This window comes from Sphingobium sp. AS12 (genome assembly GCF_019097845.1).
GTDB lineage: Bacteria > Pseudomonadota > Alphaproteobacteria > Sphingomonadales > Sphingomonadaceae > Sphingobium.
The window spans coordinates 251,886-276,727 of sequence record NZ_JAHRGM010000035.1 but is presented as its reverse complement, the minus strand read 5'-3'; the positions used below and the strand labels follow the sequence as shown (position 1 = coordinate 276,727).

Annotated in this window: 24 protein-coding genes; 10 read left to right on the top strand and 14 right to left on the bottom strand. The window is 64.5% G+C overall.

Features of this window, described 5'->3' with window-relative positions:
- Window positions 1-61 precede the first annotated feature (61 nt).
- Complete coding sequence (locus KRZ98_RS14600; RefSeq protein ID WP_217674403.1) at window positions 62-1,327, bottom strand: glutamate-5-semialdehyde dehydrogenase; 1,266 nt, start codon at window positions 1,325-1,327, stop codon at window positions 62-64.
- 345 nt (window positions 1,328-1,672) lie between these two features.
- Window positions 1,673-2,158: a hypothetical protein gene (locus KRZ98_RS14595; protein ID WP_217674193.1), complete on the bottom strand. Its 486-nt coding sequence runs from the start codon at window positions 2,156-2,158 to the stop codon at window positions 1,673-1,675.
- 131 nt (window positions 2,159-2,289) lie between these two features.
- On the opposite strand from KRZ98_RS14595, the gene KRZ98_RS14590 reads away from it, so the two are divergent.
- The gene (locus KRZ98_RS14590; RefSeq protein ID WP_217674192.1) at window positions 2,290-3,174 is read left to right on the top strand and encodes an aldose 1-epimerase family protein; all 885 of its coding nucleotides are present in this window, start codon (window positions 2,290-2,292) and stop codon (window positions 3,172-3,174) included.
- A 143-nt stretch (window positions 3,175-3,317) separates the two neighbouring features.
- Window positions 3,318-4,895 carry a peptide chain release factor 3 gene (locus KRZ98_RS14585; RefSeq protein WP_217674191.1) on the top strand — a complete coding sequence of 526 codons (1,578 nt, stop codon included), beginning with the start codon at window positions 3,318-3,320 and terminating at the stop codon, window positions 4,893-4,895.
- A 92-nt stretch (window positions 4,896-4,987) separates the two neighbouring features.
- Here KRZ98_RS14585 and KRZ98_RS14580 read toward each other — a convergent pair whose 3' ends face one another.
- Both KRZ98_RS14580 and KRZ98_RS14575 read right to left on the bottom strand, forming a co-directional pair.
- Window positions 4,988-6,238 carry an MFS transporter gene (locus KRZ98_RS14580; protein WP_217674190.1) on the bottom strand — a complete coding sequence of 417 codons (1,251 nt, stop codon included), beginning with the start codon at window positions 6,236-6,238 and terminating at the stop codon, window positions 4,988-4,990.
- Window positions 6,239-6,411: 173 nt separating this feature from the next.
- Window positions 6,412-8,757, bottom strand: a complete 2,346-nt coding sequence (locus tag KRZ98_RS14575; RefSeq protein ID WP_217674189.1) for a TonB-dependent receptor — start codon at window positions 8,755-8,757, stop codon at window positions 6,412-6,414.
- A 160-nt stretch (window positions 8,758-8,917) separates the two neighbouring features.
- Between KRZ98_RS14575 and KRZ98_RS14570 the strand changes: the two genes are divergently transcribed.
- Window positions 8,918-9,532, top strand: coding sequence for a TetR/AcrR family transcriptional regulator (locus KRZ98_RS14570; protein ID WP_217674188.1), 615 nt, complete (start codon window positions 8,918-8,920; stop codon window positions 9,530-9,532).
- Between the two features lie 10 nt (window positions 9,533-9,542).
- On the opposite strand, the gene KRZ98_RS14565 is transcribed toward KRZ98_RS14570, so the two are convergent.
- The 3 genes from KRZ98_RS14565 to KRZ98_RS14555 are packed head-to-tail and all read right to left on the bottom strand — an operon-like array spanning window position 9,543 to window position 11,971.
- Complete coding sequence (locus KRZ98_RS14565) at window positions 9,543-10,229, bottom strand: pentapeptide repeat-containing protein (protein ID WP_217674187.1); 687 nt, start codon at window positions 10,227-10,229, stop codon at window positions 9,543-9,545.
- 15 nt (window positions 10,230-10,244) lie between these two features.
- Window positions 10,245-10,838 (bottom strand): methionine biosynthesis protein MetW, encoded by a 594-nt coding sequence (gene metW, locus KRZ98_RS14560; RefSeq protein ID WP_217674186.1) that lies wholly within the window; start codon window positions 10,836-10,838, stop codon window positions 10,245-10,247.
- The gene (locus tag KRZ98_RS14555) at window positions 10,835-11,971 is read right to left on the bottom strand and encodes a homoserine O-acetyltransferase (protein ID WP_217674185.1); all 1,137 of its coding nucleotides are present in this window, start codon (window positions 11,969-11,971) and stop codon (window positions 10,835-10,837) included. The genes metW and KRZ98_RS14555 overlap by 4 nt, the downstream gene beginning before the upstream one ends.
- 88 nt (window positions 11,972-12,059) lie before the next feature.
- On the opposite strand from KRZ98_RS14555, the gene hisC reads away from it, so the two are divergent.
- Together hisC and KRZ98_RS14545 are read left to right on the top strand one after the other, a co-directional pair.
- Window positions 12,060-13,169 carry a histidinol-phosphate transaminase gene (hisC, locus tag KRZ98_RS14550; RefSeq protein ID WP_217674184.1) on the top strand — a complete coding sequence of 370 codons (1,110 nt, stop codon included), beginning with the start codon at window positions 12,060-12,062 and terminating at the stop codon, window positions 13,167-13,169.
- Between the two features lie 4 nt (window positions 13,170-13,173).
- A complete protein-coding gene (locus tag KRZ98_RS14545) occupies window positions 13,174-14,079 on the top strand; it encodes a prephenate/arogenate dehydrogenase family protein (RefSeq protein WP_217674183.1) in 906 nt (301 codons plus the stop codon).
- Between the two features lie 158 nt (window positions 14,080-14,237).
- Here KRZ98_RS14545 and KRZ98_RS14540 read toward each other — a convergent pair whose 3' ends face one another.
- Genes KRZ98_RS14540 through ftsE form a run of 4 tightly spaced genes read right to left on the bottom strand, consistent with a single transcriptional unit; the run spans window position 14,238 to window position 17,103 of the window.
- A complete protein-coding gene (locus KRZ98_RS14540) occupies window positions 14,238-14,945 on the bottom strand; it encodes a 1-acyl-sn-glycerol-3-phosphate acyltransferase (protein WP_217674182.1) in 708 nt (235 codons plus the stop codon).
- Window positions 14,946-14,960: 15 nt separating this feature from the next.
- Complete coding sequence (locus tag KRZ98_RS14535; protein WP_217674181.1) at window positions 14,961-15,491, bottom strand: YdcF family protein; 531 nt, start codon at window positions 15,489-15,491, stop codon at window positions 14,961-14,963.
- Window positions 15,488-16,393 (bottom strand): ABC transporter permease, encoded by a 906-nt coding sequence (locus KRZ98_RS14530; protein ID WP_217674180.1) that lies wholly within the window; start codon window positions 16,391-16,393, stop codon window positions 15,488-15,490. Before KRZ98_RS14530 ends, KRZ98_RS14535 begins: the two co-directional genes overlap by 4 nt.
- Window positions 16,393-17,103, bottom strand: a complete 711-nt coding sequence (gene ftsE, locus KRZ98_RS14525; protein ID WP_217674179.1) for a cell division ATP-binding protein FtsE — start codon at window positions 17,101-17,103, stop codon at window positions 16,393-16,395. Before ftsE ends, KRZ98_RS14530 begins: the two co-directional genes overlap by 1 nt.
- Window positions 17,104-17,272: 169 nt before the next feature.
- Between ftsE and KRZ98_RS14520 the strand changes: the two genes are divergently transcribed.
- Window positions 17,273-18,079: a zinc-ribbon domain-containing protein gene (locus KRZ98_RS14520; RefSeq protein WP_217674178.1), complete on the top strand. Its 807-nt coding sequence runs from the start codon at window positions 17,273-17,275 to the stop codon at window positions 18,077-18,079.
- A 135-nt stretch (window positions 18,080-18,214) separates the two neighbouring features.
- Here KRZ98_RS14520 and KRZ98_RS14515 read toward each other — a convergent pair whose 3' ends face one another.
- Entirely contained in the window at window positions 18,215-19,120 is a 906-nt protein-coding gene (locus KRZ98_RS14515; protein ID WP_217674177.1) for a pirin family protein, read from the bottom strand.
- Entirely contained in the window at window positions 19,120-19,407 is a 288-nt protein-coding gene (locus KRZ98_RS14510) for a BolA family transcriptional regulator (RefSeq protein WP_217674176.1), read from the bottom strand. The genes KRZ98_RS14515 and KRZ98_RS14510 overlap by 1 nt, the downstream gene beginning before the upstream one ends.
- Window positions 19,408-19,451: 44 nt before the next feature.
- On the opposite strand from KRZ98_RS14510, the gene KRZ98_RS14505 reads away from it, so the two are divergent.
- Complete coding sequence (locus KRZ98_RS14505; protein WP_217674175.1) at window positions 19,452-20,072, top strand: J domain-containing protein; 621 nt, start codon at window positions 19,452-19,454, stop codon at window positions 20,070-20,072.
- Here KRZ98_RS14505 and KRZ98_RS14500 read toward each other — a convergent pair whose 3' ends face one another.
- Window positions 20,073-20,345: a DUF1294 domain-containing protein gene (locus KRZ98_RS14500; protein WP_217674402.1), complete on the bottom strand. Its 273-nt coding sequence runs from the start codon at window positions 20,343-20,345 to the stop codon at window positions 20,073-20,075.
- Between the two features lie 137 nt (window positions 20,346-20,482).
- Between KRZ98_RS14500 and KRZ98_RS14495 the strand changes: the two genes are divergently transcribed.
- From KRZ98_RS14495 to cobT, 3 genes are all read left to right on the top strand, one after another.
- Complete coding sequence (locus tag KRZ98_RS14495; RefSeq protein WP_217674174.1) at window positions 20,483-21,775, top strand: Hsp70 family protein; 1,293 nt, start codon at window positions 20,483-20,485, stop codon at window positions 21,773-21,775.
- 86 nt (window positions 21,776-21,861) lie between these two features.
- On the top strand, window positions 21,862-22,869 hold the full coding sequence (cobS, locus tag KRZ98_RS14490; RefSeq protein WP_217674173.1) for a cobaltochelatase subunit CobS: 1,008 nt from the start codon (window positions 21,862-21,864) through the stop codon (window positions 22,867-22,869).
- A 41-nt stretch (window positions 22,870-22,910) separates the two neighbouring features.
- Entirely contained in the window at window positions 22,911-24,737 is a 1,827-nt protein-coding gene (cobT, locus tag KRZ98_RS14485; RefSeq protein ID WP_217674172.1) for a cobaltochelatase subunit CobT, read from the top strand.
- Window positions 24,738-24,842: the final 105 nt, after the last annotated feature.

The window sequence follows — 24,842 nt, the reverse complement described above, 5'->3', positions numbered from 1 at the left end:
AGGCGGGAACCCAGTTCTGACGGTGGGACTGGGTTCCCGCCTGCGCGGGAACACCCGAAGCTTACGGCCGAACCTGCCCCGCCCCCCGCACGATCCACTTATACGTGGTCAGCCCCTCCAGCGCCACCGGCCCGCGCGCGTGGAGTCGCCCGGTCGAGATGCCGATTTCCGCGCCCAGGCCGAATTCGCCGCCATCGGCAAACTGGGTGGAGGCGTTCCACATCACGATGGCGCTATCCACCGCATTGAGGAACCGCTCTGCGACCTCGGCATCGTCGGTGATGATCGCGTCGGTATGATGGCTGGCATGGGCGGCGATATGGGCGATCGCATCCTCTACGCCATCGACCAGCCGGATCGACACGATCGCTTCGAGATATTCGGTGTCCCAGTCCTGATCGCTGGCCGCGATGACGCGCGCGTCCATCGCCTGCACCGCCTCGTCGCCGCGCACTTCGCATTTCGCGTCGAGCAAGGCCTTCACCAGCGCGGGCGGGTCGCCAAAGGCGCGGTCGATCAGCACCGTTTCGGTCGCGCCGCACACGCCGGTGCGGCGCATCTTGGCATTGACCACCAATTGCCGCGCCATCGCCGGGTCCGCCGCGCCATCGACATAGCTGTGGTTGATGCCATCGAGATGCGCCAACACCGGCACCCGCGCTTCTTCCTGCACCCGCGCGACCAGGCTCTTGCCGCCGCGCGGCACGATCAGGTCGATAAATTCGGTCGCCCGCAGCAGCGCGCCCACGACCGCGCGGTCGGTGGTGGGGATGAGTTGCACGACATCGGCGGGCAGGCCAGCGGCCTCGATCCCCTCGATCATCGCGCTCAGGATCGCGCGGTTGCTCTCCTTCGCCTCGCTGCCGCCGCGCAGGATGACGGCATTGCCCGCGCGCAGGCAGAGCGCCGCGGCATCCGCCGTCACATTAGGGCGGCTTTCATAGATGATGCCGATCACGCCCAGCGGCACGCGCACGCGACTGAGTTCCAGCCCGTTGGGGCGCACGCTCTGATCGATGACGCTGCCCAGCGGATTGGGCAGGCTGGCGACCTGCTCCACCCCGTCGGCGGTGGCCGCGACCCGGCCAGCGTCCAGCTTCAGCCGGTCGAGCATCGCAGGCGACAGGCCGTTGGCGGCGGCATTGTCCATGTCGCGCGCATTGGCGGCGATGATCGCCGGTGCCTGATCCCGCAACGCCTGCGCCGCGCGGCGCAGCGCATCGGCCTTTTGCGCTTCGCTCGCCTGCGCGAGGGCCAGCGCAGCGCGACGGGCGCGTGCGCCCATCATCGCGATCAGCATTTCAGGGGTCTGGGTCAGGTCGTTCATCATGGGTCTCGCCAATATGTTGGCGGCGGCCTAGCATGAAAGCGGGATGAAGCGAAGGCGCGACATGACTGACGAAACGTCTGTGTCGAAATGCGCGAAAGAGCGCATTTCGGTTGCCGCACCGGCCCGCACCCCCACCCGACCGCCCACAGAGTGTATCCTGAATGGGAGGTCGGGTGGGGGTGTGGGCCGGTGCGGTCTAAACCTTGCGAACCAAGGGCCGATGACCAGATCATGGGTCGCGAATGATCCGGCCATCGGCAGGCAGTCAGACCACCTTGTTATGGCATTATGCGGCCCGCAGCCCGCGCGCATACCCCATCGGGGTTATGGGCGCGAATATGCTTAGCTGGTGATCTTGCAGCCTTTATTCGCCGCCAGCCCGCGCAGATAGCCGCGCCGGGCGATCCCCGCCGTGACCGCTGCCTGCAAACGCCGTTCCTGCGGCGCGGCACCGCTGATTTCGCGCACCAGACCCCGGAAAGGGATCAGCGAATTGACGATAGTCTTGCCGACCGCTTCGGCAATCTTGCCGGTGCGATTCTCGTTCGCTTTTGCGCCGACCGTGAAATCCTCACCCAGCACCGCGTTGAGTTCGCCCAAAGAGCCTTTCAGCCCCTTGCAGGTCCGCGACGCCGGGGTCGCATAGGGATTTTCCACCGCTTTCAGCAGCACCGGCGGAATCTCATCCTTGTCGAGGCCGATGTCGCGCACCGGCTGGCTGGCGATGTTACCCGCTTTTTTAAGTGTTTCGTCCTTTGGCTTTTCCGCTTCCTGCGCCAGCGCCGGTGTTGAACAGAGTAAAAGCGCGGCGATTGCGTATATTTTCATGATCATGTCTCCCGCCTGCCAAACCAGTGGCCCAACTTTCGGTTCCCTTGCGAAACGAGCGCGCGTCGGGACAAGACAGGCGGCTACCCCCGCGCTAAGGCAGGCGCGCATCATCAGGAGGACAGCAGGACGTGACAGACGCACCGGTCGGTATCGCTTCGGACCAGCTAAGCGCCACGATAAATCCCCACGGCGCGGAACTCTGGTCGCTGCGCGATGCACAGGGCCGCGAGTTGATGACCGACGCCGACCCGCGCTGGTGGACCGGCCATGCGCCGCTGCTCTTCCCCTTCGTCGGGCGCGCTCGCGGCGACGTCTATCGGCTCGACGGGCGCGACTATCCGATGCCCCAGCACGGCTTTGCCCGGCACAGCGCTTTCGCCCTGATCGACAGCAGCGAGAGCGCCGCGATCTTCCGGCTGGAGGCGGATGCGGCCAGCCTTGCCGTCTATCCCTTCGCCTTCCGGCTCGACATGGATTTCGCGATCGACGGGGCGAGCCTGCGCATGACCGCGACCGTGACCAACCGGGGGGAGGCGGTGATGCCCTTCTCCTTTGGCTATCATCCCGCCTTCGCCTGGCCCCTGCCCTATGGCGGCGCGCCGGAGGACCACCGCATCGTCTTTGAAAAAGCCGAACCCGCGCCGATCCGCATGGTGGGCGCGGAACCGGGCCTGATCGCGCGGGAGTCCGGCCCCTCCCCGGTCGATGGCGACACGCTCGTCCCCAGCCATGCCATGTTCGCTGGCGACGCGCTGATCTGGGACGATCTCAATAGCCGCTCGCTGCTCTGGGGCGTGCCGGGTCAGCCGCGCCTGAAAATCGACTTTCCCGACACGCCATGGCTCGGCCTCTGGCAAAAGCCCGGCGCGCATTATCTGTGCGTCGAACCCTGGGCGGGCATGGCCGATCTGGTCGGGTTCGAGGGGGACGTGTGGGACAAGCAGGGCATCATCGCCCTGCCACCGGGGCAGATCCGCGCCTTCCGCATGGACGTCAGCCTTGTGGACGTGTAACGGCGCTTCCTAGATTCCGTTCGGGCTGAGCGAAGTCGAAGCCCTCCACTGAGCGAAGCCGAAGTGCCTCTCCTCCGCTCGGCATGGCCCTTCGACTTCGCTCAGGGCGAACGGCTTTATTACTCCCGACCCAGAAAATCATCATGACCATCCCATCCCGCCGCACCTTCGCGATCATTTCCCACCCCGACGCCGGTAAGACCACGCTGACCGAAAAGCTGCTGCTGGAGGGCGGCGCGATCCATCTGGCGGGGGAGGTCAAGGCGCGCGGGGCGAACCGGCGTGCGCGATCGGACTGGATGAAGATCGAGCAGCAGCGCGGCATTTCCGTCACCTCATCGGTCATGACGTTCGAGCGGACGCGCGATGGCGAGACGATCACCTTCAACCTGCTCGACACGCCGGGGCATGAGGATTTTTCCGAGGATACCTACCGCACCCTGACCGCGGTGGACTCCGCCGTGATGGTTATCGACGCGGCCAAGGGTATCGAGCCGCAGACGCGCAAGCTGTTCGAGGTGTGCCGCCTGCGCAACCTGCCGATCATCACCTTCGTCAACAAGGTGGATCGCGAGGGGCGCGAGACATTCGGCCTGCTCGATGAAGTGGCGGACCAGTTGCAGCTGGACGTCTGCCCGATGAGCTGGCCGGTCGGCATGGGCGGCGAGTTTGAAGGCATTTACGACTTCGCCACCAACCGGCTGATGCAGCCAACCGGGCCGTCGAAGGAATTTGACGGCACGCGGCACCAGTTTACCGGGCTGGACGACCCGAAACTGGCCGAATTCCTCTCGCCCGATGGCCTGACCAAGCTGCGCGAGGAGGCCGAGCTGTCGCAGGGCGGCTATGCCGAATTTGATCTCGACCGCTATCGCCAGGGGGACCTGACCCCGGTCTATTTCGGCTCCGCGCTCAAATTGTTCGGCGTCACCGAACTGATCGATGCGCTCGCCGCCCACGCCCCGCCGCCGCGCGCGCAACCGGCCGAACCCGCCGCGGTCGAGCCGGAGGGCAGCGAGGTGACCGGCTTCATCTTCAAGGTGCAGGCCAATATGGACCCGATGCACCGCGACCGCATCGCCTTCATGCGGCTGGTGTCGGGCAAGTTCCGGCGCGGCATGAAGCTGACCCCGTCAGGCTCCGGCAAGGCGCTGGCGGTCCATTCGCCGATCCTCTTCTTCGCGCAGGACCGCGAACTGGCGGACGAGGCCTATCCCGGCGACATTATCGGCATCCCCAACCATGGCGCGCTGCGCGTCGGCGATACGCTGAGCGAGAAGCCCGGCCTGCGCTTCACCGGCCTGCCCAATTTCGCGCCGGAAATTTTGCGCCGGGTGCAGCTGAAAGACCCGACCAAGACCAAGCAACTGCGCAAAGCGCTGGACGACCTGTCCGAAGAGGGGGTGATTCAGGTATTCTACCCCGAAATCGGCAGCAACTGGATCGTCGGCGTGGTCGGGCAACTCCAGCTGGAAGTGCTGATTTCCCGGCTGGACGCGGAATATAAGGTCGCGGCGGGCCTCGAACCCTCACCCTTCGACACCGCCCGCTGGATCAGCGGTGACGAAGCCGCGATCAAGGATTTCATCGGCTTCAACGCCGCCAATATGGCCAAGGACCGCGACGGCGCGCTGGTATTCATGGCCCGCAGCGCCTGGGACATCGGCTACCAGCAGGAACGCCACCCCAAGATCAAGTTCAGCGCGACCAAGGAGCGGTAATCCCCTCCTCCGTTCGTTTCGAGCGTAGTCGAGAAACGCTTGCACGGCGCTTGCGGCTTCTCGACTTTGCTCGAAGCGAACGGATGTGCGTGTTACGCTGCAACCCAATCCTTGCGCAGCGCCCTGCCCGCCAGCGCCATGAACAGTCCCGCGAGCAGATAGAATCCCAGCGCTGCGACGATCGCGTAGCGTAGCGCCTCCGCGCCATAAGTCGGCGTCAGCGCGTCGGACAAAGCGCCGACACTCCACGATCCCAGTCCCAGCCCGACCAGATTGTTGATCAGCAGGAAACTCGCTGCCGCGCTGGCGCGCATATGGGCGGGGACGAGGTGCTGCACGGCGGTCAGTACCGGGCCAAGCCAGACATAGACCAAAGCCTGCGGGATCAGGAACAAGGCAAAGGCAAAGCCCACGCTGTCGGACAGCACGCCGACCACGAACAGGGGCATCCCCACGACATAGCTGATCGCAGGCACCCAGGCATAATAGGCCTTGTCCTTGCCGCCCATCGCATCGCCTAGCCAGCCGCCCAGCAGCACGCCTGCCACCCCCCCGATCAGCAGCAGCGCGCCCAGAAACTGCCCCGCGCCCATCAGGTCTAGGCCAAAGCTGCGCATCAACAGGCTGGGCAGCCAGAAGGCGACGCCATAGCCGCACATCGAACTGCACGCCGCGCCCAGCGCCAGGAACCAGAAGCCGCGCTTGACCGCCAATATGCCGAACACTGCGCTCACCGGCACGGCATCGCTTGCCAGCACCGGGCGCGCGGGTTCCCGCACCACCAGCCGGAACAAGGGCGCGATCAGCAGGCCCGCCAGCCCCACGGCGATGAAGGCGGTGCGCCATTCGACCGCTTGGGCAATATAGCCGCCCAGCAGCACGCCACCGGCTGACCCCAAAGGAATGCCGAGCGAATAGATGGAGAGCGCCCGCGCCCGCTGGTTCGCGGGGAAATAGTCGGAAATGACGGCATAGGAGGGGGCGACGCCGCCCGCCTCCCCCACGCCCACGCCGACGCGGAACGCGAACATCTGCCAGAAACTGCCCGCCAGCCCGCATAGAGCGGTAAAGCCGCTCCACACCGCAAGACTGACGGTGATCACCCAGGTCCGGCTGGTCCGGTCGGCCAGCAGCGCCAGCGGAATGGCCAGCGTCGAATAAAGCAAGGCAAAGGCAATCCCGCCCAGCGCCCCCAACTGCCCGTCGGAGAGGCCCAGCTCCGCCTTGATCGGGCCGGCCAGGATGCCAAGGATCTGCCGGTCGAGGAAATTGAACGTATAGACCAGCAGCAGCATCGCCAGCACGACGCCACGATAGGCGGGGGAAACGGATCGGTCTGTCATGTCGTTTCCTAGTGACCAGCCTTCAGACACCGTTCGTCCTGAGTAGCCATTGAGCGAAGTCGAAATGGCATATCGAAGGATTGCGTTTGGGCGCAACCCTTCGACACGGGGCTTCGACTTCGCTCAGCCCCTACTCAGGGCGAACGGATTTTTTCATATTGCCGATGTGCGCCTCAGAACTTCACCGTCCCCGTGACGAACACCTGTCGCGGATTGCCGTAAAAGGCGGTCAGCGTGCCTTCGCGGCCCAGCGACGGGGTCGGGAAACCGGCGGCATTGTTGATGATCGCGCCGGTCGTCGCATTGGCCGCGACGAAGGTGTAGCCCGACGTCTTATATTCCTTGTCGAGCAGGTTCTTGCCATGCAGCCCCAGCGTCCAGCGGTCGTCCGGCGCGGTATAGACGATGCTGGCGTCCCACAGGGCAAAGCCCTTCTGGTCGATATAGGGGTTGGGGATTTCAAACTGATAGGTCTTGCTGCGCCACGAGACGGTGCTGCCCGCGTAGAGGCTGCCGTCGCCGACCGGGGTGGTGTAACCCAGCGTGCCGCTGGCGGTCCATTTGGGAGTGTTCTGCACTTCGCGGAAAGCAGCGACGTCGGTCGGGACACCGCCGATATTGGTGACATATTCGCGATATTCCGCGTCGATGAAACCCACCGCCGTCGCCAGGCTCAGCCGGTCGCCGCCGGTCAGGAAATCCTGCGCCAGTCGGGCGTTGCTTTCAAATTCAAGCCCCTTGAACCGCGCCTTGCCCGCATTGGACACAACCCCGCAGAAGGACGGGATGCCGCCGACCGAGCAGGCGACGGAACCCGGAATCTGCACGTCGGTATAATCGGCATAGAAGCCCGCGACCGCGACATAGAGCGCGCCGTTCATGAAGTTGCCCTTATAGCCCACTTCATAGCTTTCGACGCTTTCGGGACGGAAGCTCAGGAACGAGGCGATCTCGCTATCTTCGCGGATGCCATTGCTGTTGAGGTCGGGTGCATTGACGCCCACGCCGCGCGGGTCGAAACCGCCACCCTTGAAGCCCTGCGCATAGCTGGCATAGATATTATGATCAGGCGTCGGCTTGTAGCTCACTGAGACGCGGGGCGTGAATTTCTTATATTCGCGCTCCCCGTTGAAATTGGTGCCGGGCGCGCCGAACGCCACGCCAGCACCGCCGAACAGAGGCGACCCGCCACCCAGATAATTTTGCCGCAAAATGTCGGCCCGGCGCTTGTCCCAGGTATAGCGACCGCCCGCCGAAATGCTCAATTGCTGCGAAATGTCGAAGGTGAAATCGCCGAACACTGCATAGGTTTCAGTATCGACATCGGCCTGGGTATAGGCGGTCAGCCCGGCCACGGTGGTGAACAGCCGCACGTCGAACGCGGTGTCGGCCTTGGCATCGAGATAATAGAAGCCCAGCAGGCCATGCAGCGGGCCATTGTCATAAAGGAGCTGGAATTCCTGGCTCAGCTGCTCGTTGAAATAGAAGGCCGGCACGTCGACATCGACCGCGGGCAGCGCGTCGAAATCAATGGGTGATGCGCTGTCATCCTTGCGCCACGCGCTGATCGACCGCAGCGTCACCGCGTCGGACAATTCCGCCGTGATGTTCATCGAAAGTCCGTAGGACTTCACATATTGCTTGGGATCGACAAGGCCGCCGCGCGTGTCGAACACGTCGCCAAGCACCGGCGCGCCCGACAATTGGCCGGGGATCAGGCGATGGCCGCCCCGCGCGCTGCTATTATCCTTGGTATAGTCGCCGGTGATCCGCATCAGCACCGGCTGACCATAGCCGCCCATTTCGAACGTCGCGCGCCCGGCCCAGACATCCTTGTTGTAATTCTCGTCCCCGGTGGTGAGATTGTCGCCAAAGCCGCCGCGTGACAGGCGGGCAAAGGCCCCGCCAACCCGGATCATGTCACCGATCGGCGCCGACACGCTGATGATGCCATCGGCCTGATCATAGGTGCCATAGCTGCCCTTGATCTTGAGCGCGAATTCCTGCGGCAGCATCTTGGTCACATATTTGACCGCGCCGCCAATCGTGTTGCGGCCATAAAGCGTCCCCTGCGGCCCGCGCAGCACCTCGATCCGTTCGACATCGTAAATGTCCAGGATCGCGCCCTGCGGCCGGTTCAGATAGACATCGTCCAGATAGATGCCCACGCCCTGCTCGAAACCCGACACCGGGTCCTGCTGGCCCACGCCGCGGATGAAGGCCGTCAGCGTCGAATTGGTGCCGCGCGACGCTTCCAGCGTGGTGTTGGGGGTCAGGTTCGCCAGATCGGTAATGTCGATCGCGCCCTGGCTTTCCAGCTTGTCGCCGGAAAAGGCGCTGACCGCGATCGGCACGCTGACCAATGTTTCCTCGCGACGGCGGGCGGTGACGACAATGGTGCCCTCGCTATCGTCGGCAGCACCCTGCGGCGCGTCCTGGGCGATGGCGGGCAGGGCCAGCACGCCGGTCCAGGCGGCAGACGCAAGGGTTAGAGCGCGGATGCTGTGATAGGCCTTCATGAGCGGTCCTCTCCTGAATATGTGCGCCCGGTTGGCGGGTCGCCATGTGTCTTGCTCGATTCGATAATGAAAGTTGAACCAGCTTTCAACTTGAAATATGGAGCGGGCTATCGACGCGGCCAAATTGCGGTAAAAAGAACACAGCGACGGGGGAGAGACTATGACCGATCAGGTGCCCTTGAGGGACGACAAGACCCCCCGCACGGCGCGCGGCGAACGCACCCGCCGCGCGCTTCTGGCGGCGGCTGCGCAGGAGTTCGGCGAGAAGGGATTCCATGAAGGGTCGATCAGCGGCATCACCCGCCGCGCGGGCTGTGCGCTGGGCAGTTTCTACACCTATTTCGATACCAAGGACGATATTTTCCGCGCGCTGGTGGCCGACATGTCGGGGCAGGTGCGCGACTATGTGTCACCCCGCATCGCAACGGCGCGCGACGGCATCGACGCCGAAAGAATCGGCCTGCTGAGCTTTCTGGAGTTCGCCCGGTCACACAAGGAAATCTACCGCATCATCGACGAATCGGAGTTCGTCGATCAGGCTGCCTACCGCGCCCATTATGAAAATACCGCCGCCCGCATGACGACCCGCCTGGCCAAAGCGGCAGAGCGCGGCGACGTGCGCGCCGATGTAGAGGAGGTCCATGCCTGGGCGATCATGGGCATGAACGTGTTTTTGGGCCTGCGCTATGGCGTCTGGGACGATAGCCGCCCGGCCGACGAAATCGCCGCCATCGCCAACGCCCTGATCGAAAAGGGGATCGGAGCGCGGGGATGAGGCGCCCGTCCTAGCGGACGTTCAGCCCCAGTTCGCCCAGCAGTTGCCCTGCCTGGCTGCGCGAAATGGTCGCGCCCCGGAACAGCCCTGCATCGACCAGCCGCAGCCCGCCAAGATCGGCCGACCGCAAGTCCGCGCCGTCAAAGCGCGATCCGGCCATATTGGCGTCGCGCAGGCTGCAATCCTCGAAAACCGTGTGGCGAAAATCGCATTTGCGTAGATCCGCCTGCGAGAAATCGACCCTCGTCATCACCTGCTTGCGAAACGAGAAACCCGGCAGTTTCGCGTTGATCAGCAGCGTTTCAACAAAGGACAGGTCGATACCCCTGGCGTCGGTGAAATCCGCGCCCGTCAGCTTGGCGTTGTTGAACGTCGCCGACATCAGCACCGCCCGCCGAAAGCTGCTATTGTTGAAATCGCAGGCAGTGACCTGCGCCTCACTCACGTCCGCGCCGGTAAAATTGGCAAAGGGCGCGCGGCACGATGTCCATATGGTCCGGTCCAGCCTTGCGCCGGTCAGATCCGCCTTGCGCAGCGTGCATCGCTCGAACGTCCATCCCGACAGGGTCAGGCCGGACAGGTCGGCCTCCTCCAGCTGACAGTCGACCAGCCGGCGCGGTCCTGCCCGCAACGCTTCGACATTCTCCCGTGACAGCGTCCGCCCTGCAATCGCCGTTTCGGAAAACAGATCATCCATCACCCGGTCACCCGCCTATTTCCGCAGCAAAAACACCGCATGTTCGGCGAACAGATTGGCGTTGGCGTGGGTGGTTTCCTTGTCGCCTTTCAGGAACCATTGCCCGTCGATGGTCCAGCCGCGATCCTTCACCAGCGCGCGGAAATCGTCCACCGTCACATGATGGATGTTGAGCGTGTCATACCATGTGTCGGGCAACAGCCGCGTCACTGGCATCCGCCCCCCCCACAGCAGCGAAATCCGCCCGCGCCAATGGGCGAAATTGGGGAAGGACACGAAGGCTTGGGCGGCGATCCGCAGCAATTCCTCCACCACCAGGTCGGGCCGCCGCGTCGTCTGGAGCGTCTGGCTCAATATCGCATAATCGAAACTGGCGTCGGGATAATAGCGCAGGTCCGTGTCCGCGTCCCCCTGCACCACCGACAGGCCGCGCCCGACAGCGTCCGCGACGTTGGAGCCGTCAATCTCCAGCCCGCGCGCATCCACCCCGGCATTGTCGCGCAGCGCCGCCATCAGCGCGCCGTCGCCACAGCCCACGTCCAGCACCCGCGCACCCTGCCGCACCGTGCGCGCAATCAGCGCCAGATCGGGCCGCAACTGCTCGCTCACGCCCGCCCGCCCTTCAGAAAGCCATCAACGACGCGGTTCAATTCAGGACATTCCAGCAAAAAGGCGTCATGGCCGAACGGGCTGGACAGTTCGACGAAACTCGCCTGCGCACCCCCGGCGTTGAGCGCATGGACGATGATCCGCGATTCCGCCGTCGGATAGAGCCAGTCGGTATCGAAACTGACGAGGCAGAAGCGCGCCTTGCTGGCGGTAAATGCCCTGGCCAGCGACCCGCCATGATCCTCGGCAATGTCGTAATAGTCCATGGCGCGGGTGATGTAGAGGTAGCTGTTCGCATCGAACCGCTCGACAAAGCTCAACCCCTGATGACGCAAATAGCTTTCCACCTGGAAATCCGCGTCGAAGCCGAACGTCTTGGCGTCGCGCCCCTGCAAGCGCCGTCCGAATTTCTCGGTCAGCCCCGCTTCGGACAGGTAGGTGATGTGCGCCGCCATCCGCGCGACCGCCAGGCCCGCGCTCGGCACTTGCCCGTCGGCATAATAATCCCCCCCGCGCCAGTGCGGATCGGCCATGATCGCCTGCCGACCAACCTCATGAAAGGCGATATTCTGAGCGCTGTGCCGCGCAGTGGACGCAATGACGACACAGCTTTCCACCCGGTCGGGAAACAAAGTCGGCCAGGTCAGCGCCTGCATCCCGCCCATCGACCCGCCAATCACCGCCGACAGCCGATCGACCCCCAGATGGTCGAGCAGCATCGCCTGCGCCCGCACCATGTCGGCGATGGTCAACACCGGAAAGCGCATGGCAAAGGGCGCACCGGTGGCCGCGTCCAGGCTGGCCGGGCCGCTCGATCCCATGCAACTGCCGATGACATTGGCGCAGACGATGAAATGGCGCGCCGGATCGACCGGCTTCCCCTCGCCCACCAGCCGCCACCACCAGCCGGGCTTGCCCGTCACCGGATGGTCCGACGCGACATATTGGTCCCCGGTCAGCGCATGGCAGATCAGGATCGCGTTGGATCGGTCGGCATTGAGCGTGCCATAGGTTTCATAGGCGATATCGACCGGCCCCAGCGCCGCGCCGCTATCCAGCGGCAAAGGCCCGGCAAGCCGAACCTGTCGGCGCAGGCCGAAACGGCTGTCATCTGTCATAGAGAGGCTGGCCATGGTCGCGCCGGGCTAGGACCACGGTGGAGCGCTGTCAATCTGGACTGCCGCTTTGCCTTTGGCGCGGAAGCCGCTAAAGCGCGTCGCCATGACAGAGACACTTGTAAAACCCGCTCCCAAGGACTGGATTCTCGGCATTTCGCCCTATGTGCCGGGCAAGTCCGCGACCGATGATGGCCGCCCGCTGATCAAGCTGTCGGCCAATGAAAATCCGCTGGGCACCGGTGCCGCCGCGCGCGCCGCGCTGGTCGCCGCCACCGCCGACCTGGCCACCTATCCCGATCCGGGCGCGACCAGGCTGCGCGAGGCGATCGGCGCGGTGCATGGGCTGGACCCGGCGCGGATCATCTACGGCACCGGATCGGACGAGCTGCTGCATATCGCGGCCAGCGCCTATGCCGGGCCGGGCGATGAAGTGCTGTATGTGCGCTATGGCTTTGCCGTTTACGACATCGCCGCCCGCCGCGTCGGCGCGACCCCGGTGATCGCACCGGACAAGGATTATGCGACCGATGTGGACGCGCTGCTGGCCGCGGTGACCGAGAAAACCAAAGTCGTGTTTCTCGCCAACCCCAACAACCCGACCGGCACGATGACCAGCCTGGAGGAGATTGCCCGGCTGCACGCGGGCCTGCGCCCCGACATATTGTTCGTGCTGGATCAGGCCTATGCCGAATATCTGGACGCTGACGAGGATGATGGTGGCCTTGAACTGGCCAAAACCGCTAGCAATGTTTTCGTCACCCGCACATTCTCGAAGATTTACGGGCTGGCCGCCGAACGGATTGGGTGGGGCTATGCAAGCGCGGAGGTGATCGACATTCTCCACCGCATCCGCGCGCCGTTCAACGTGACGACCGCTGGGCAGGCCGCCGCGATCGCGGCGATCAATGACAGCGGTTGGGTCGAATCGAGCCGCACCCATAATGCGCGCTGGCGCGAATGGCTGGCAGGCGAGGTGGCGGCGCTGTCCAACCACGGCCTGCGCGTGGTGCCGAGCAAGACCAATTTCCTGCTGATCCTGTTCGATGGCAAGCTGACCGCCGAAGCCGCGATGAAGGGATTGTGGGAAGAAGGGTACGCCACCCGCTGGCTGCCAGGACAGGGGCTGCCCAACGGCCTGCGCATCACCATCGGCACCAAGGCGCAGACCCGCGCGGTCGCCAACACATTGCGCGCCATGGCGGAATCGGCCTGACGCGATGCTGCCGTTCGCCCGCATCACCATCATCGGCCTTGGCCTGATCGGTTCCTCGCTCGCCCGCGCCATTCGGGCGGAAATGCCCACGGTGCGGGTCACCGGCCATGATGCCGACCCGGCGGTGCGGGACACCGCGCGGCGGATCGACCTGTGCGACGACATCACCGACACGGCGGGCGCTTCAGTCACCGACGCCGATCTGGTGGTTCTGTGCGTGCCGGTGCGGGCGATGGGTGCGGCAGCGGCGGAACTGGCCGATGATCTGCCCGCCGACGCAATCATCAGCGATGTCGGGTCATGCAAGGCGGACGTGCTGGCGCAACTGGTCGCGGCTTTGCCCGGACGGACGATCATCCCGGCGCATCCGGTGGCAGGCACCGAAAATAGCGGGCCGGAAGCGGGCTTTGCCACATTGTTCAAGGGCCGCTGGTGCATCGTCACCCCGCCCGCCGACGCTGATTCGGCAGCAATAGAGCGCGTGGCCGAACTGTGGCGACGGGTCGGCGCGGACGTCGAGATGATGGACCCGGCGCATCATGATCTGGTTCTGGCGGTGACCAGCCATTTGCCGCATCTGATTGCCTACACCATCGTTGGTACGGCGAGCGATCTGGAAAATGTGACGCAATCGGAAGTCATCAAATATTCCGCCGGCGGCTTTCGCGACTTCACCCGCATCGCGGCGTCGGACCCGACCATGTGGCGCGACGTGTTCCTGGCCAACAAGGATGCGGTGCTGGAAATGCTCCAGCGCTTTTCGGAGGATCTGTCAGCGCTCCAGCGGGCGATCCGCTGGAATGATGGCGACGCGCTGTTCAACCTGTTCACCCACACCCGCGCCATCCGCCGCTCCATCATCGAACAGGGTCAGGACGACGCCAAGCCGGACTTTGGCCGGGCGCATTAAGCTAGTGGTCCGATTCTGACATTTGCTACCTTATGGGATAAGGCGTGTTCAAATGTCAGAATCTTTTCGGACCACTAGCAATCTTTTGATTCTAGTGGATTTTACGATTTTGACATTTGCAGACCCATCCCAGCCGCCAGAGGATGCAAATGTCAAAATCAATCCACTAGGGCAGAAGGCGGGTTCAGCGCGTTGATCGCGGCATGGACCCGCACTTCCGCCTCGCGCCGGTCCAGTCCGGCGGGGACGATTTCGCCAACCTTGTACGTGATGACGCCCGCTTTTTTGAGGAAACTGCCCTTGGGCGATACCAGCCCGCTGTTGAGCGCAATCGGCACGACGGGCAGCCCCAGCAGCGCATAGAGGCCGGCAAAGCCCGACCGCAACGGCGGCGCTTCGCCATGGGGAACGCGGGTGCCTTCGGGGAAGATGCAGACCGCCCTTCCGGCTTCATTGGCTTCCTTGGCGCGGGTCCGCAACGTCCGCATCGCACTCGCCCCGGCGGTGCGCTCGATCGGGATCAGGCCGTAACGGTCAGCAATGGTCCCCCATAGCGGAATATCGAATAATTCCCGCTTGGCGGCGATGACCGGTCGGTCGAACACGCACAGCATGTCGATCGTTTCGAACATCGATTCATGCTTGACGATATAGAGATAGGGACCAAGCGGCAGATCGCCCTCTATCACCACCTTCTGCCCCAGCAGCCAGCGGGCGCAATAGCGGTGGAACCAGCCCCAGACGGTCGACACACGCTGCACGGTGGGCGGCGAAAAACTGCTGGATATCAAGGCGGCCAGCACCAGCAGCAGGCTGCCGGGATAGAAGATGAGCGAAAAGACGATGGAGCGCAGCAAGATGATCATCGGAGCGCTATGCCATCAAATGCCAAGAATTGCAGCGGCCCGGCGCAGCAGATATTTATTATATTCGCGCGCCAGCATCGTCAGGCTGGGACGGCTGGGCACCGCGTCATAGACGATGGCGACCCGGCCGGGCAGCGCCTGCCGCAGTTCCAGCGCGGCGCGGCGCATATGCCAGTCGGTGGTGATCAGTCGCACCGTCTTGTAATCGCGCCGTTCCAGCCAGCGCGCAGTTTCAATCGCGTTGGACCGTGTGTCGATCGCTTCGCGGCCCAAGGTAATGCAGCAGGTGAACAAGGCTTCGGGCGTCTCATATTGCGCCGCCAGTTCGACCGGGCGGACGGAGCGATCGACGCCGGAAATCAGCATCCGCTTGGCAGCCCCGCCCTGCAACAAAGCGATGCCCCGGTCGATCCGCCCCGCGCCGCCGGTCAGCACGACGATCGCGTCGGTTTGGCGCCCGTCGAGCGGCTGGGGCAGGAAGATCGCAAACCATACAAAGCCCAGCATCCAGCCCAGCAGCGAGACGGCGAGCAGCCGGACGATCACAGCGCCCGCCCCAGCGCCCGCAACACCGTCCAGCGCGCCGCTAGGGTGGCCAACAGGACGCCTGCCACCGGCAGCAATGCCAGCACGACCCAACTGATCGGCGGCAGGCGCACCGCGCCGAGCAGTTCCGAACCGGTCGCCGAGAGGCGCAGGCCGATCAGCAGGATAACGAAGGCAGCGAAGGCAAAGCCCAGCGCGCTGCCCAGCATGGCGTCGAGGCCAATGCGGCGCTGGAACAGCCGGGCGATCTGGACGTCGGTGGACCCCATCAGGTGCAGCACCTCGATAGTGCCGCGATGGCTGTCGTGCGCGCCCCGCGCCGCCAGCACCACGACCGCCCCGGTCGCCAGCGTCATCAGCAATACGACACCTGCGGCCAGCCAGCCCAGCGCCGAGAGCAATCCGGCAAGCGGCAGCAGGAAGGCGGCATGGGGTTCGATCCGCAAAGAAGGCGACAGCCCGCCGAGCAGGCGGCGCAACCGCGCGACCTTTGCATCAGCATCGCCGGGCGTCAGCGTCACGTCGATCAAAGCAGGCAGCGGCAGGTCGCCGCTAGTCGCTTCCTCGCCCAGCCAGGGGCGGATCTGGTCGGCCAGCAAGGCGGGATCGACCGCAGCGGCAGCCTGCACCCCGTCCGCGCCGCGCAATGCCGTCAGCGCGCGCGCCGCCAACTGGTCGCGCTGCTGCGGGTTGGCTTCGACCACCTGCACGCTGGCGCGTCCGGCCAGGTCCGCGCTCATCGACTGGACCGCTGCACCAAGGCCGAGGCCAGCGGCGGCGGCCAGCACGGTCAGGAACATCATGATCGCGATGATCCACAGCATCGGCCCGGCCACCCGCCCGCCGGGCAGCAGGCGATGACGCGCGGCGGCGGCGGCACGGCGATCCGCGCGCGACGCCATCACTCGCTGCCCTGCTGGCGCGGCGGATAGCGCAGCGATCCGGTCGGGTCGGCCAGCCGCCCCTTGTCCAGCCGCATCATCTGCGCGCCCGATACCTGCGCGATCAGCGGCAGATCATGGGTGGCGACGACGATGGTGGTGCCCAGGCGGTTGAGCGCCTCGAACAGGGTCATCAGGCGGCGGGCCATGTCAGCATCGACGTTGCCGGTCGGTTCGTCCGCCACCAAAATTTCGGGCCGCCCGATCACGGCGCGGGCGATGGCGACGCGCTGCTGCTCCCCGCCCGACAGGGTCGCTGGCCGCGCCTGACCCCGGTCGCCCAGCCCGACCCAATTGAGCATTTCGGTGACAGGGGCGTCGATCTCCCCCTCCTCCATGCCAGCCACGCGGAGCGGCAGGGCGATATTGTCATAGGCGGACAGATGCGGAACGAGGCGGAAGTCCTGAAACACCACGCCGATGCGACGGCGGAAACCGGGCAGGCGTTTGCGCGGCAGGGTCACGACATCCTCGCCAAACAGGCGGATGACGCCCCGGCTGGGGCGCTGGGCCAGGTAGAGGAGTTTCAGCAACGATGTCTTGCCCGCGCCCGATGCGCCGGTCAGGAAATAGAAGCCGCCGCCCGCCAGCGTGAAACTGACGTCGGACAGCGTTTCACTGTCCAGACCATAGCGCAAGCCGACATTCTCGAACTGGACGATGGCCGACATGTCTTGAAATATGGCGCTCGCGCGCTCCCTGTTCCCCGGAACCACAGCCATGGCACAGCGGGCAGGCAGCCGTAAAGCCCGGCCCGCATCTTGCCGCGAGTCGCGACGGAATGACGCCAACACAAGTTGACCGCTTGCGCGCGAGTCCCTGCCATGCCTATGAAGCAACATGATCCTGGTGTGCCCCAATTGCGCGACGCGCTATGTCGTGCCGGACAGCGCCGTCGGTCCGGCCGGCCGCCAGGTCCGCTGTGCCGCGTGCAAGCATAGCTGGTTCCAGCAACCAGCCGCCCTGCCGCCGCGCGAGAGCGCGCCGGTCGAGGCGCCAGTGGTGGTGCCACCGGTTGCGGCACCGGTCGAGCCGGTTGCCCCGCCTGCGCCTGTAGCTGCACCGGAAGCCACCGAGGCCGTGGTCACGGTGCCGGAGGAAGCCGCGCCCGTTGCGCCGCCGATCGCCGCGCCTGCGGACAATCGGATCGACGATATTTACGCCGGTGCGCCGGTCGATGCCGTCGAGGACAGCCAGTTCGCGCCCGCGCCGCCGTTCAAGCCGCGCCGTAATCCGGTCAAGCTATGGACCTATGCCGCGATCGCCTTTGCCTTGGTCGTCGCGGCGGCTGGCGGAGCCTTCTATTATTTCGGACCGCCTGGATGGGCGGTCAGCCTGGGGCTGGTGGCCGAAGAGGGCGATCCTGATCTGCTCTTCTATCTGTCCAAGCCTGCCGAGCGGCGCAAGCTGCCGACGGGAGAGGAATATTTCGCGTTCGGTGCGCGGATCGTCAACAGCGGGACGCAGGCGCTGCCGGTGCCGCCGGTGCTGGTGCAATTGCGCGACCGGCAAAACCGGCTGGTATTCAGTTGGACGACGAAGGCGGACAAGAATCGCCTGAAGCCGGGCGAGGAAGCCTCGATCAATGAGAGCCGGATCGACATTCCCAAGAACGCCGAGAATCTGTCGCTGACCTTTGTGCAGTAGCTTCTGATTTTGGAGCCTGATGACTTCAGGCTGAAGCCCCAACCTCCGTTCGTTTCGAGCGAAGTCGAGAATCGGAGCGCACCGGTTTCTCGACTTCGCTCGAAACGAACGGGTCAAGGTAAAAGTTATCGTGCTCTACGGATAGCTGACCGTCTTGGGTCGTCCCTGCGGGATCGGGATGAACTCCTGATCATCGCCGGGGATCAGCGGGAAGCGCAGCGCGTCCCAATCCTCGCGCGCCTGCATCAGCCGGTCCTGGCGGGAGGAGACGAAATTCCACCAGACATGGCGCGGGGTTTTGAACGCTTCGCCGCCGCACAGGACGACGCGGCCACCATCGACGCTCATCAATGTGGCGCTGGTGCCGGGGCGCAGGACGTAGAGGGTCTGGGGGGCCAGCATCATCCCGTCGAGCGCGGCATCGCCGCCCGACACGTAAATCGCGCGTTCGTCGGCTGACTGGTCGATCGGCACGCGGCCGCCGGGCGACAGCTGGATGTCGGCGTAGATGGTGTCGGCATAGGTGGTGACGGGCGAGCGCTGCCCCCAGAGCGACCCCATGATCACGCGGGCGCGCACCCCATGCGCCTCGATCACCGGCAGGCCGCCTTCGCCGACATGCTCGAACGCCGGGTCCATTTCCTCCAAGGCGTCGGGCAGCGCCAGCCAGGTCTGGATGGCGGACAGCTTGGAGAGCTTGGCCCGCTCTTCATCGGGCGATCGTTCGCTATGAACGATGCCCTTGCCCGCCGTCATCAGATTGACCGCACCCGCCTCGACAATCTGCTCCGTCCCCAGCGAATCGCGGTGGAAGAACGCGCCTTCATACATATAGGTGACTGTGGCGAGGTTGATGTGCGGATGGGGCCGGACATCGATGCCCTGCCCCGCGCCGATCTTGGCTGGCCCCGCCTGATCGAAGAAGATGAACGGGCCGACCATCGTGCGTCCCTTGGCGGGCAGCGACCGGTGAACCTTGAAATCGCCCAGATCGTGGGTGGTGGGCGTGATCGTCTGGATGATGAGATCGTCCATCGTCATCAGGCTTCTCCGGGTGCGCGGGCCTTGATGGCCAGCGCATGGACTTTCTCACGCAGCAGATCGGCAAGCGCGGCATTGACCATGCGCTGGCGGGCGACGCGGCTCTGGCCGGTGAAGCGATCCGACACGATGTCCACGGTGAAATGGCTTTCGCCAGAGCCATCATGCCCGGCATGACCGCGATGCTTTTCGCTGTCGTCGATCACGGCCAGTTGGTGCGGGGTCAGGGCATTTTGCAGCCGCGTTTCGATTTCGGTGGCCACTGGGCCTTTCAGAATCTGGGTCATGCCGCCTATATAGACGCTTTGTCGCCACTTGCATCAGGACAGTTTTGTCGACCGACCCTTTCTCGACCCGCCGCTTCAACCGCTTTCATGGCCGGGTGGAGGGCGACCGCCCCTGCTGGGTGGCCGGCTGCCCGGAAGCTGGCGAGTTCCGCGCACCGCCGCTGGAGGGCAGCGCCCGCCCCGGTGATGAGGGGCCGCGCTGGCGCTGGCTGTGCCTGGACCATGTGCGCGAGTTCAATCAGGGCTATAATTTCTTCACCGGCATGTCGCCGGAGGAAATCGCCGCTGCCCAGCGCCCCTTTGCCGGGTGGGAACGGGAGACGCGCGCTTTCTCTTCCACTGCGCACAGCCCGCCGCCCAAATGGTCGGATTTCTCCGATCCGCTCGACGCCATTGGCGCGAAGTTCAAGGAGCGGGTGGCCAAGGCACGGGCCGATGCGCAGATGCGACAGGACGGCAAGTTCCTGTCGGCGGAGGACCGCAAGGCGCTGCGCGTCATGGAACTGGGGATCGACGCCGACCGCAAGGCGCTGCGCACCCGCTACACCCAGTTGCTGCGCCGGTATCACCCCGACCATAATGGCGGCGACCGCAGCCATGAAAGCGCGTTGCAGGCCGTGATCGAGGCCTATAGCCATTTGAAGAAGGCGGCAGTGTTCGCCTGATTACAGCAGGAACCAGCCGATCAACGCGCCGATCTGGAGGACCGCGATGACCATAAGCCGGGTCGAAAACGGTTCCTTGCGGGTTTTGTGACGAAACAGGTGGCGGGCAAGAAACGCCCCCGGCGTGCCACCGATGAAGGCAAAGGTGAGCAAATCCGATTCCCGTATGCGCCGTTCACCGGCAATGGCTTTCGCCTTGTCCAGATAGAATAGCAGGACGGTCAGGGCATTGATCGTCGTCAGGAATAGGGCGGCTGTCGTGAACATGATCATCATGACGGCGTATCCCGGCATCTCTGAAAAAAGCCTTTCACCCATGTCGCGCATGGCAGAGAAGCTGCGTGTAGGACAGGCTTGTCCTGATGGGCCGGCGATGCCATAGGGCGCGGCCCCTTCCCCGGAGACAGACCATGCAGGACGTGCCGCGCGCGCTGGGCCTAGATTTCGGCACGACCAACAGCGTGGTAGCCATCGCCACGGGCCAGCAATCCGATCTGGTCGAATTTGCAGGCAAAGAAGCGACCGGCGCGGTGTTCCGGTCTGCGCTGTGTTTCTGGCATGAGGAGGGCGTCAAGGGCGGGCTAGCGCATGAGGCGGGGCCGTGGGCGATCGCGGAATATATGGAATATCCAGAGGATAGCCGCTTCCTCCAGTCTTTCAAATCGGTCGCCGCCAGCCCGATCTTCGAGAGCGCCAATATATTCGAGAAGCGCTATCGCTTCGAGGAACTGGGGGCGATGTTCCTTGATCGCATGGTCGGCCACGCCGGCGGCGCATTGGACCAAAGGCCGGAGCGGATCATCGTCGGGCGGCCAGTGACCTATGCCGGGTCGCGGCCTGACGAGGCGCTGGCGCGCAAGCGCTATGACGCGATGTTTGCCGGATTCGGCACCGACATCCATTATGTCTATGAGCCGCTGGGCGCCGCGTTCAGCTATGCCAGCCGTTTGACCCAGGCCGCGACGATCCTGGTCGCGGATTTCGGCGGCGGCACCAGCGATTTTTCCATCGTGCGGGTAGAGGCACCGGGCGCGGCGCGGCGCGCGACGCCCTTGGGATCGGCGGGTATCGGCATTGCAGGCGACCGGTTCGACTATCGGATCATGGACCATCTGGTGCTGCCGATGCTGGGCAAGGGCGGCAGTTACCAGTCGTTCGGCAAGACGCTGGAGATACCGCGCAGCTATTTCGCCGACTTTGCCGACTGGTCGCGGCTGGCGCTGATGCGCAACCGGCGGACGATGGACGAGCTGGCGCGGTTGCAGAAATCCGCCGATGAGCCCGCTGCGATCGGGCGGATGATGACGGTGATCGAGAAGGAACTGGGCTATCCGCTCTATGATGCGGTGGGGAGTTTGAAGCGGGCGTTGTCGGCGCAGGAGAGCGCGGCGTTCCGCTTTGCAGGGGGTGGGCTGGAGATCGAGACGCAGGTGAGCCGCGCCGATTTCGAGCGCTGGATCGCGCCCGATATCGCCCGGATCGAGGCTACAGTGGACAAGGCGCTGGCGACTGCTGGAGTGACGCCGCCCGCCATCGACCGGGTGTTCCTGACCGGCGGATCGTCGCTGATCCCGGCAATACGGGGGATATTCGATGCGCGCTTTGGGGCGGATCGGATCGCGACCGGGGGCGAACTGACATCGATCGCGCATGGGCTGGCACTGATCGGGCAGGAGGCCAATCTGGCCGAATGGGCCGCTTGATCCGGGACTGGTCTGTCCCCATTGTCTCGACATGGCCTTCCTGCATCGGTTAGGGCGGACATGACTCGCAGGAAGATGATGACCCGATGACTGATATTTCCAACGTTCAGCCCGACACGCGCGCCGAAACGCTGATGGATGCCCCCGACCGGTTCGTGGACGCCCGCGATGTGTTCGGCATCGACGTCGACATGCAGATCCCGGCCTTTAGCGAAGCCGACGAGCGTGTGCCGGACCTGGACCCCGCTTATGTGTTCGACCCGGACACCACGCTGGCGATCCTGGCGGGTTTCGCGTTCAACCGCCGCGTCATGGTGCAGGGCTATCATGGCACCGGCAAGTCGAGCCATATCGAGCAGGTCGCCGCGCGCCTGAAATGGCCGTGCATCCGCATCAATCTGGACGCGCATATCAGCCGTATCGACCTGGTCGGGCGTGACGCCATCGTCCTGAAAGACGGGCAGCAGGTGACCGAGTTCAAGGAAGGCCTGCTCCCCTGGTCGTTGCAGCGGCCGGTCGCGCTGGTGTTCGACGAATATGATGCTGGCCGCCCCGACGTGATGTTCGTCATTCAGCGCGTGCTGGAAACCGACGGCAAGATGACGCTGCTCGACCAGAATCGCGTGATCCGCCCCAACCCCTATTTCCGCCTGTTCGCGACCGCCAACACGGTGGGTCTGGGCGATACGACCGGCCTGTATCATGGCACGCAGCAGATCAACCAGGGCCAGATGGACCGGTGGAATCTGGTGGTGGCGCTCAATTACCTGCCCGCCGCGACCGAGGCGCAGGTGGTGCTGGCCAAGTCGGGCGAATATGATCATGAGGGCGGCCGCAAGGAAGTCGAAAACATGATCAAGGTCGCCGAACTGACACGGCAGGGCTTCATCAACGGCGATATTTCGACCGTCATGTCGCCCCGCACCGTGATCAGCTGGGCGCAGAACGCGCTGATCTTCAAAAATGTCGGCTTTGCCTTCCGTTTGAGCTTCCTCAACAAATGCGACGAGGCGGAACGGGCGCTGGTGGCCGAATATTATCAGCGCGTGTTCGGCAAGGACTTGCCGGAGAGCGTCGTGGGGAAGGCGGGGTAAGTGGTGATCGCCGCTGATCCTGTCCGCATACAGGACGCCCGATGACCGAACGCTCCCCCCTCGATGCTTTCAAGGACGTGCTGTCGGGCGCGGCGCGGTCGATGGCGCGTGATGCAGAGGTGGAGGTTGGCTTTACCGCTGATGCGCCGCATCTGGCGGGCAAGGCGATCAAGGTGCCGACACCGGCCCGTACCCTGCCCGCCGATCAGGTGGCGCTGGCGCGGGGCTTTGCCGACGCCAATGCGCTGAAATTGCGGCATCATAGCGCGAAGATACATGCTGCCTCCGCGCCAGGCGAGGCGGTGGCGCGCGCCGTGTTCGACGCGGTCGAGCAGGCGCGGGTCGAGGCGATCGGGTCACGGCAGATGGAGGGGGTGCGCGCCAACCTCAACCATGCACTCGACCTGCGGCTGAAATCCGATGCGATCCGCCGGGCGCGATCGGCGGACGAGGTGCCGCTGTCCACCGCGCTGGCGCTCAAGGTGCGCGAGCGGCTGACCGGACAGGCGATACCGAAGGATGTCGCGGCGGGCGTCGCGATGGTAGAGCAGTGGATCGAGGACAAGGCGGGGCATGATCTGGACGCGCTCGCGCTGGCGATCGACGACCAGCGCGCCTTTCAAAAGCTGACCACCGCGATGCTGGAACATCTCCAGCTGATCGACGCCGATGTGCCGCCCGACACCGACGAACCCGAAGCCCAGGATGAGGGCGACGAGGATGAGGAGCAGTCCGAGGACGGCGATTCGGGACAGGACGAGTCCGGCGACAGCGACGTAAACACCGAAACCCGCGCCGAGGATCAGGGCGGCGACACCGAAGACGGCGAGACCGAATATAGCGACGAGTTCGACGCCGACAGCGATGCGGGCGCGGACGATATGGGTGAGGAAGGCATGATGCCGGTCCGCCCCAACCGGCCGACATCCGACCTGCCGCCAGGCTTCGATTACAAGGCCTATACGCTCAAGCATGACGAGATCGTGACCGCCGACGAGCTGTGCGATGAGGAGGAGCTGGTGCGGTTGCGCGGTTTCCTCGACCAGCAGCTCGTCAGCTTGCAGGGGGCGGTGACGAAGCTTGCCAACCGGCTGCAACGGCGGCTGATGGCGCAACAGTCGCGGTCCTGGGATTTCGACCAGGATGAAGGGATGCTGGATGCCGCGCGGCTGGCGCGGGTCATCATCGACCCGACCCGGTCGCTGACCTACAAGATCGAGCGCGATACCGAATTTCGCGACACGGTGGTGACGCTGCTGATCGACAATTCAGGGTCGATGCGCGGGCGGCCGATCAGCATCGCGGCGATCAGCGCTGACATCATGGCGCGCACGCTGGAGCGGTGCGGGGTCAAGACCGAGATTTTGGGCTTTACCACGCGGGCGTGGAAGGGCGGGCAGGCGCGCGAGGAGTGGCTGGCCGCCGGACGGCCGCCGATGCCGGGGCGGCTCAACGACCTGCGCCATATCGTCTATAAAAAGGCCGACGAACCATGGCGGCGGGCGCGCAAGAATTTGGGCCTGATGATGCGCGAAGGGCTGCTGAAGGAAAATATCGACGGCGAGGCGCTGCTCTGGGCGCATAGCCGTTTGATCGCCCGCAATGAAGAACGGCGCATCCTGATGGTGATTTCCGACGGTGCGCCGGTGGATGACAGCACCCTGTCGGTCAATAGCGGCACCTATCTGGAACGGCATTTGCGGCAGGTGATCGACTGGATCGAGAACCGGTCACCCGTGCAGCTGGTCGCAATCGGCATCGGCCATGACGTGACCCGCTATTATAAGCGGGCGGTGACGATCATGGACGCCGAGCAATTGGGCGGAACGATGGTGGAGCAGCTCGCCGGGTTGTTCGATGAAGATTGAGCTTCAATAGCCGTTCGGGCTGAGCGAAGTCGAAGCCTGTCGCTGAGCGTAGCGAAGTGCCTTCACTTCGTTCTGGCTGCCCTTCGACTTCGCTCAGGGCGAACG